Below are 8,058 nucleotides of genomic sequence, written 5' to 3'. Positions count from 1 at the left end.
GACCGGCAAGACCGTGGTGGCGATCCACCGCGCCCACCGGTTGGCGCGGGCCGGTGGCCGGGTCCTGCTCACCACGTTCACCTCCACCCTGGCCGAGGAGCTCCGGGCCGGTGTGGGCCTGCTGGCCGAGACCGACGGTCGGGGTGACGCCGAGGAGGTGCTCGGCCGGATCCGGGTGGAGCACGTGGACCGGTTCGCGCACCGGGTGTTCCGTGAGGAGCAGGGCCAGCCGGAGCTGCTGAGCCCCCAGCGGGAACGTCGGCTGTGGGAGCGGGTCGTGGCCGATCTGGGGTTGGACCTGTCCCCCGCCTTCCTGTCCGAGGAGTGGCGCCAGGTGGTGCTGGCGCGACGGGTGGTCTCGGCGGAGGAGTACCTGGCCGCCAAGCGGACCGGGCGCGGTCGCGGTCTGGGCGCGGCGCACAAGGCGCGGGTGTGGCAGGCGGTCACGGCCTTCCGGGAGCTGTTGGCCGAAGGCGCTCTGTGGACGTACGAGACCGTCGCGGAGGAGGCCGCCCGCCTGTTGGCGGCGCGCGAGGCGCGGCCCTTCGACCACGTGGTGGTGGACGAGGCCCAGGACCTGCACCCCGGGCAGTGGCGGCTGCTGCGCGCGGCGGTCGCCGAGGGGCGCGACGACCTGTTCGTCGCCGGGGACACCCACCAGCGGATCTACGGCCCTCAGGTGAGCCTGGCCGAGGTGGGGATCGACATCCGAGGGCGGTCGTCGAAGCTGCGGATCAACTACCGCACCACCGCGCAGATCCTCGGATGGAGTCTGGGCCTGATGCACGGCCAGTCCGTCGACGACATGGACGGAGGGCTGGACTCGGTGGCCGGGTGCCGGTCGGAGATGCGCGGCGAGGACCCGCTGATGAAGGGGGTGGCCACCTGGGAGCAGGAATTGAGCCACCTGGGGCGGACCGTCAGGGCCTGGACGGAGGCCGGGGTGCTGCCCGCCGAGATCGGCGTGGCCGCCCGGTCCAACCGGACCGTCGACCAGACCGTGCTCGCCCTGGAGGAGGCGGGGCTGCCCGCCCGTTCCCTGACCAGGAAGTCGGCCGGCGACGCCGTGTCCGTGGGCACCATGCATCGGATGAAGGGCCTGGAGTTCCGCTGCCTGGCGGTGGTGGGCGCCGGGGGCGACCAGCTGCCCGCCCCCGCAGCCTCACCCCCGAGGACGAGGACCCCGGCGCGCACGCGCGCGACCTGCTGCGCGAGCGCAGTCTGCTGTTCGTGGCCTGCACCCGGGCCAGGGAGCGGCTCAGTGTGAGCTGGCACCGGGAGCCCAGTCCCTTCCTGGAGGCGGTCCTGCCCTCCTGACCGGCCGCGAGGCCCCCGTTCGTTCGCATCCCCCGTTCCCCCGTACACCCCGATGACAAGGACCCCGATGGCGAAACTCTCCACCCTCCTGGACCAGATCGACTCCGGCACGATCCTGCTGCCCGAGTTCCAGCGCGGCTACGTGTGGAACCGCGACCAGGTCCGGGGCCTGATGCGCTCGATGTACCTGGGCCACCCGGTGGGCGGGCTGCTGCTGTGGGAGACCTCCACCGAGGACACGGCGGTGCGCGGCGGGCTGACGGGCAGCGGGACGCACCTGCTGCTGTTGGACGGCCAGCAGCGCGTGACCTCGCTCTACGGCGTCATCCGGGGCAGGGCTCCGGCGTTCTTCGAGGGCGACCCTCAAGCGTTCACGGGGCTGCACTTCAACGTGGAGAAGGAGATCTTCGAGTTCTACCGGCCCAACCTGATGAGCGGCGATCCGCTGTGGGTGGACGTCACCGAGCTGTTCGCCCAGGGACCGGTCCCCTACCTGGCCCGGTTCGCCGACGACCCCGAGGCGGCCAACCGGTACCTGACCCGGCTCAACCGGCTGAGCCAGATCGCGGACAAGGACTTCTACCAGGAGAAGATCACCGGCGCCGACAAGACCGTCGACCAGGTCGTCGACATCTTCAACCGGGTCAACTCCGGCGGCACCAAGCTGTCCAAGGGTGACCTGGCGCTGGCCAAGCTGTGCGCGCAGTGGCCCGACGCCCGGAGCACCATGCGCGAGAGCCTGACCACGTGGAAGGAGGCGGGTTTCTCCTTCACGTTGGACTGGCTGCTGCGCAACGCCACCGCCGTGGCCACCGGCCGCGCCCTGTTCACCGCCCTGGACCGGGTGGACGCCGAGGGGTTCCAGAAGGCGCTCAAGGGGTCGGTCGACCACGTGGGGACCTTCCTGGACGCGCTGTCGGGGCGGCTGGGTCTGGACCACGACCGGGTGCTGATGAGCAGGTACTCCTTCCCCGTCGTCTCCCGGCTGCTGGAGCTCAACGGCGGACAGTTCGACGACGCGGCCCACCGTGACAAGGTGCTGTTCTGGTATGTCCACAGCGCCCTGTGGGGCCGCTACGCGGGTTCCACGGAGTCCACCCTGCAGACGGACTACGACGTCCTGCACCAGTCCGGGGTGGACGGTCTCATCTCCGCCCTGGAACGGTCCCGGGGCGGCAGCCTGGAGGTGCGGCCGCACGACTTCGAGGGGTCCACGCGGGGGTCGCGGTTCTACCCCCTGCTGTACATGCTCACCCGGGTCAAGGGGGCGCGGGACTTCGGCAGCGGCCTGGAGCTGAGGGCGGAGCTGCTCGGCAAGCTCTCCTCGCTCCAGGTGCACCACGTCTTCCCCAAACGAGTCCTGCGCGACGCCTACGACCGCGGGCACGTCAACGCGATCGCCAACTTCTGCTTCCTGACCCAGCAGACCAACCTGGAGATCTCCGACCGGCGCCCCGAGGAGTACTTCCCCGAGGTGGAGGAGCGCCACCCGGGGGTCCTGGCCTCGCAGTGGATCCCGACCGACCCGGAGCTGTGGAAGGTCGAGAACTACCTGCACTTCCTGGCCGAGCGGCGCAGGCTCCTGGCGGAGGCGGCGCAGTCGTTCCTGAGCGAACTGGCCACCGGGGTCGAGGCCCCGGCCGAGGAGCCGCTGCGCCCGGTCACCGTCCTGGCGTCGGAGCCCGACGACGCGCGTTCGGTGCAGATCCGGGAGATGGCGGACGAACTGTTGCGGTTGGGCTTCGCCGAGCCGGAGCTGGACACGACCATCAGCGACCCCGAACGGGGTGTGGTGCTGGCCGAGGCGGAGGGGTTCTGGCCGAACGGACTCCAGCACGGGAGGGGCAAGCCGGTGGTCCTGGAACTGGACCCCGAGCAGGCCGACCTGCCCCGGCTCCAGGAGCTGGGGTATGAGGTGTTCACGTCGGTGGACTCGCTGCTCGGGTTCGTCAACCGGCTGGGGCAGGACGCGGCCGGGAGCACGGCAGAGGAGCCCGGGGAGGCCGAGGACGGGGCGGCCGAAGCGGCCGGGGCGACCGCCGCGCCGCCGACCGCCGACTTCGGCGCGGCGATGCTGTCGATCTACGAGCGGGCCAGGTCCGAGGCCGACTACACGGCCACGTTCTTCCTGGGGATGTTGTCGGAGCTGGGGCCGCTGGGGACCGCGCGCAAGCTGTTGAACGCCCCGGCGGTCTCGGACGGGTTCGCCAACCTGTGGGAGCGCGGACGCCTGGACCTGACCGTGGAGGCGCTGGTGCTGCGGCCGGAGTTCGAGGCGCTGTTCACCGCCGAGGAGCTGGACCGGGCGCGCACGCGCCTGGCCCAGTTCGGACACCGCTTCCTGGACGAGTGACGTCCCCTCCCGGCTGAGGCCGGAACCCGCCCGGGGCTGGGGACGCGCTCACCCGGCCGTGTCCCCGCCCGGGGCAGTCCGCCCCGGCTCCGGTCGTCGGGCGGAGGGGCGTTCGTGCCGCCGTTCAGGCCTCGACGAGGGACGCGGGTGTCGGCGGGGCGACGAGGAGTTCGTCGGGCGCCGTCAGGTACCAGGCCTCCAGGGTGAGCTCGCTGAGCTCGTCCAGGTCGATCCCGTCCAGGTGGACGACCACCCAGCCGAACCCGCCCGCGGTGAACTGCACCTCGAACACCTCGGGCCGCTCGGCCACGAGCGCGGCCTGCTCCAGCAGGGTCTGCTTCAACCCCACCGTGGCGGTGCGCGGCCACAGGTAGCCGAACGGCTTACCGCGCACACGGAACGTCGTGTACTGCTCCGATGTTCGCGGTTCGCATTCCGGCAGCGCCTTCACCAACCGCGCGAACCGCTCGATCTGCACACCCATGGGATGAGCCAACCACACACCACCGACACGGCGGTATCGGGTGAGGGTTCGCGACCGGAACCGCGGCGCCCGTTGGTCGGCGCTGCCCATGCACCGGTGGCATGCGCAAGGCTCAGTCCGCCGCTGACCGCAGGAGGGGCGGACTGAGCAGACGCGCCGATCCGGACCGGTAGAGCGCCGCGGGCCGCCCCGCCGCCTGGGGGCGTTGCTCTCCGGTGGGTTCCACGACCCCCTCCGCCTTGGTGACCTTGCGCCGGAAGTTACTCGGGTCGAGGTGGTGCCACCACACCACCTCGTAGACGTTGCGCCGGTCGCTGAGGGTGAAGGGTTCAGGACAGAAGGCCGTCGCCACCGTGGTGTACTCCAGGCCGCCCCGACCCGCTCCAAGGCGTCGTCGAGGATACGCACGTGGTCGAGAAGGCCAGGGCGTCGGGGGCATGGAGGAGGTCGGCCACGGGTGCCCAGTAGGCGTGCGCGGCGTCGGTGCCGCCCACGGGCGTTGGCAGGTCGGGCCCCAGGCGAGGTAGGCGACGGTGACCACCCGGCCCCTGGGCCCCCTCAGGCGAGCATCCACCACTTCCCCATAAAGGTCAACTTGACTTTAATTGAGCATCCCATTTAAGGTCTACATGACCTTAATTCGATCTACGCAGAGGCCGGGCATGACCACCCTCCACGCTGATCACCTCCAGGAAACCCCCACCGACACACCAACGGACGCCACACGCCACCTGTGCGCGGGTGTCTACGTCGACGAGAAGTTCCGAGACCTCGTTCTCAGGAGGGTCTCCACGACCCCCTACCGCAGGGTCGCCCCCTCCTACGGCTTCGACCTCGTTCCCGTCATGCGTCACGCCTGGTGGGCGGCCCACCTGGCCGCCCTACCCCGACTGATGATCGTGGCGGCCGTCATCGGTCCACTGCTCTGGAGACTTACCGTGGCCTCCGCCGTGACCGTCTGCGGCCTGGTCCTGCTCCTTCTCCTCCGCCGCGCTCTACTGCTCTCCGCCGAGATCACCACCTCCGAGGAACACATGGGTGGAAGGCGCGGGCGAGGAGGGAAGCGCCGACGTCTCTCGTGGGAGGGGTGGCGTTGGAAGGAGGAGACACGACAACTCAAACGCACGGGAACCTACGCCCTGCTCGTCGCGGTCACCGGAGTCGTCGTCTTCGGGGCGGCACCCGGTCAGGGGCAGATCGCGCTCGCGATGCTCGCCGTGATCGCCCTCACGGTGTTCACCATGGGTACCGCGAGCCAACTCCGCGTCAACCTCGTGCACAGAGCCCCACACCTGCGCCCCCGCCGGATGTCCGCACGGGAGAGGAGGGTCGCCGAACAACAGGGCCACGGCTGCGTCGTCTACCGCCGCCCCAAGCACAACAGCGAGGATGCCGACGCAATCGCCCCCTTCTCCGTGTTCGGCGAGGACTCACCCTTCGTCGGCGCGGGCGAAGCGGTCTACCAATGGGATCCCCCGATGAACGTGCAGATGCTGCGCCCCAGCGACGACGAGAACGAACCCCTCCGCCGGAGGGAGCACGTCCATCCGCCGTTCCGAGCTCACCAACTCGTGGAACGACTCCGCCACGCCGTCGAGGAGCTCAGGACGGACGAACCGAACGTTCGGCTCCCCGTGCTGGTGAGCGACCGTGTCTACGCGGCCGAGAACGAGGTCTCCAACGACCGTACGATCCTGAACCCGAACGGGATCGATCCACGGCGCATGCGCGCGATCATCGACGGTGAGGACGAGTCTGGACTGCACTTCATCGAGGTCAGCGTGCCCAGCTACGGTTCCGAGCTCGTCACCACGGTGTTCCTGCATGTCAAACTCCAGGGGCGCACACTGACACTTTTCTGTGTGGCCTGTGCGCTGACGCGCAACCCTCACGACTTCCAGAAGGTCCAGGAGTACGGCCAGAGCGGGAAGAGGGCGGCCCTGGAGGCCGGTCTGCGAGCGCTGATCCGTCTCCCCCACGAGGTGTTCGACTGTCGGCGTCTCCCCTACTACCCCTACCTCCTGGCCAGGGCACTGGTCCTGCGATCGGATTGGACCCTGCGACCCATCAGGAACATCGGGATCGGAACGCGGATCAGCGCTCGGGAGGAGCACGCCCAGGAGTGGCGCCGGGTCCGGTTCGACCAGGCCAAGGTGCTCAGCCACATGAAGACCGTCGAAGAGCGCTTGCTCAACACGATCAGTGACTTCCTGCACGAGCACGACGTCGACAACTCCGAGTTCGACAAACGCGCCAAGAAGCTCGTACAGAACAGCTTCAACATCGGCAGTAACACCACCATCTGGGGCAGCGCCCTGGGACATGGTTCCCAAGCGATGAATGTCAACGGTGAACAGAGCAGCGGATCCACCCCCCCGAGCAACGAAGGACAGCAGTGAGTCACGGAGATTTCCACCTGGGCGACAACACCCAGATCAGCAACAGCGCCGTGGGACACGGAGCACGGGCCACCAACATCACCACTCCCACAGCACCCCTCTCCGCCGGTTCCGAGAAGAGAAGCACGAATCCCGACCGCTGGGACGTGGGTGTGGTCACGATCCTCCCCAAGGAGATGCGAGCGGTCACCGCGCAGCTCGACCTGACCTCGGTGCGACGCGACGGCCTCTTCTTCGCCACCGGCGAGGTGCCGACGGACAGCGGCACGCTGCGGGTGACCGCCCTCCAGACCCACAGCCCGGGCCAGCGGTCCGTGATGTCGGCGCTGGACCACCTGCGTCACCACTTCGACCCTCGCCTGTGGATCCTGGTCGGCATCGGGGGCGGACTGCACCCCGAGCACGCCAGGATCGGCAACGTCATCGTCTCCACCCGGGTCGTCTACTACGACTCACGCAAGATCACGGACGGAGACGAAACACAGCGCAGGGGCGAGGAGCGGCAGGCTCCGGCACGGATGGTCCACGCGGTGAACGCCTTCTTCACCGACCATGGCGAACCGGCGATGATCCGTGGACAGTACGAGGGGCACCGCAAGCGGACCTTCGAGGTGCTCCCCGGGCTCATCGGTTCGGGTGAGGCGGTCATCGCCGACCGTGACAGCCGGATCCGACACTTCCTGACCGGCTACAACGACAAGGTCCTGGCCGTGGACATGGAGTCCGGAGGACTCAGCCAGTACTGGCAGGAGAACTCGGTGCGCGGTGAGGACAATCCGGGCTGGGTGGTGGTGCGGGGTGTCTCCGACAACGCCGACCAGACCAAGGATGACCGTGCCCACGACCTGGCCGCGCACAACGCGGCCCACGTCGTTCGCGGGTTGCTGCCCTACTTGTGCTGAGGGCCCCGTCCTCGACCGCCCCGTCGACGAAGGGGATCCCTCGGTGACCGACTTCCTGCTCGGCGTCCTCAGCTCGCTCCTGGCCACCGCACTGGTGTGTGCCGCCGGATGGATCCGCTCCTCGCGTCCGCGCTGGTGGCTCGTCAGGGTGCTCTCCCGACTGACCGGCACCGGAATCAGGCCCGGGTTCCTGGGTGGAACGACGCGAGTCGGACCTGCGTCGGATCGGCTCGGGCTTCACCCAGGGCCTGCTCCGTGACCAGATCAGGACCAACCAGGACCAACATCGACTACGTGACCCAGGCGAGCCGGGAGCGACCCGGCACCGAGCTGCGTCACTACGACGTCCCCCACACATGCCGCGTCGTCGCCACCGACCGCGCCGCCTACATCACCTTCTACGACAGGTTCGCGCATGGCAGTCACGCCCCCTGTCTGCGCGTGCGCGCCCCCGGACCCCTGTATGACGCGGCCCTGCAGTTCTTCTCCGCGATGTGGTCGGGCAGCACCCCCCTGACACACGCGGCGACGGTCGCCGGTGCGGCTCGGGGCACCTGTCACGGGCGCGGGCGTCCAATCTCCCGCGCTCAGCCGCCCGCGGGG

At 69.4% G+C, this 8,058-nt stretch carries 4 protein-coding genes and 3 pseudogenes; 5 read left to right on the top strand and 2 right to left on the bottom strand.

Translation table 11 applies throughout. The annotated features are described in order from the left end of the window. Together D471_RS34915 and D471_RS0117745 are read left to right on the top strand one after the other, a co-directional pair. Nucleotides 1-1,317: pseudogene (locus D471_RS34915) on the top strand (3'-5' exonuclease); the annotation flags it as partial. A gap of 67 nt (nucleotides 1,318-1,384) precedes the next feature. Continuing rightward, nucleotides 1,385-3,670, top strand: a complete 2,286-nt coding sequence (locus D471_RS0117745; RefSeq protein ID WP_017599862.1) for a GmrSD restriction endonuclease domain-containing protein — start codon at nucleotides 1,385-1,387, stop codon at nucleotides 3,668-3,670. Between the two features lie 124 nt (nucleotides 3,671-3,794). Here the strand turns inward: D471_RS0117745 and D471_RS0117740 are convergent, their stop codons facing one another. Both D471_RS0117740 and D471_RS34910 read right to left on the bottom strand, forming a co-directional pair. After that, the gene (locus D471_RS0117740; RefSeq protein ID WP_017599861.1) at nucleotides 3,795-4,154 is read right to left on the bottom strand and encodes an MmcQ/YjbR family DNA-binding protein; all 360 of its coding nucleotides are present in this window, start codon (nucleotides 4,152-4,154) and stop codon (nucleotides 3,795-3,797) included. 112 nt (nucleotides 4,155-4,266) lie between these two features. Continuing rightward, a pseudogene (locus D471_RS34910) lies at nucleotides 4,267-4,713 on the bottom strand (NUDIX hydrolase); the annotation flags it as partial. 103 nt (nucleotides 4,714-4,816) lie between these two features. Between D471_RS34910 and D471_RS0117730 the strand changes: the two are divergent. From D471_RS0117730 to D471_RS39570, 3 genes and pseudogenes are all read left to right on the top strand, one after another. After that, on the top strand, nucleotides 4,817-6,553 hold the full coding sequence (locus D471_RS0117730) for a hypothetical protein (protein ID WP_017599859.1): 1,737 nt from the start codon (nucleotides 4,817-4,819) through the stop codon (nucleotides 6,551-6,553). Continuing rightward, the gene (locus D471_RS0117725; protein ID WP_017599858.1) at nucleotides 6,550-7,455 is read left to right on the top strand and encodes a 5'-methylthioadenosine/S-adenosylhomocysteine nucleosidase family protein; all 906 of its coding nucleotides are present in this window, start codon (nucleotides 6,550-6,552) and stop codon (nucleotides 7,453-7,455) included. The genes D471_RS0117730 and D471_RS0117725 overlap by 4 nt, the downstream gene beginning before the upstream one ends. Before the next feature lie 255 nt (nucleotides 7,456-7,710). Then, nucleotides 7,711-8,058: pseudogene (locus D471_RS39570) on the top strand (hypothetical protein); the annotation flags it as partial.

The sequence above is a fragment of the Nocardiopsis lucentensis DSM 44048 genome, assembly GCF_000341125.1.
Classification (GTDB): Bacteria; Actinomycetota; Actinomycetes; order Streptosporangiales; family Streptosporangiaceae; genus Nocardiopsis; species Nocardiopsis lucentensis.
Note: the sequence above shows the minus strand (reverse complement) of the source record. Positions and strands in the feature narration are given on the sequence as shown.

What these genes read in the sequence shown, in the direction of transcription:
- D471_RS0117745 (WP_017599862.1), top strand. Translation starts at nt 1,385, where the DNA reads ATGGCGAAACTCTCCACCCTCCTGGACCAGATCGACTCCGGCACGATC.
- D471_RS0117740 (WP_017599861.1), bottom strand. Translation starts at nt 4,154, where the DNA reads ATGGGTGTGCAGATCGAGCGGTTCGCGCGGTTGGTGAAGGCGCTGCCG.
- D471_RS0117730 (WP_017599859.1), top strand. Translation starts at nt 4,817, where the DNA reads ATGACCACCCTCCACGCTGATCACCTCCAGGAAACCCCCACCGACACA.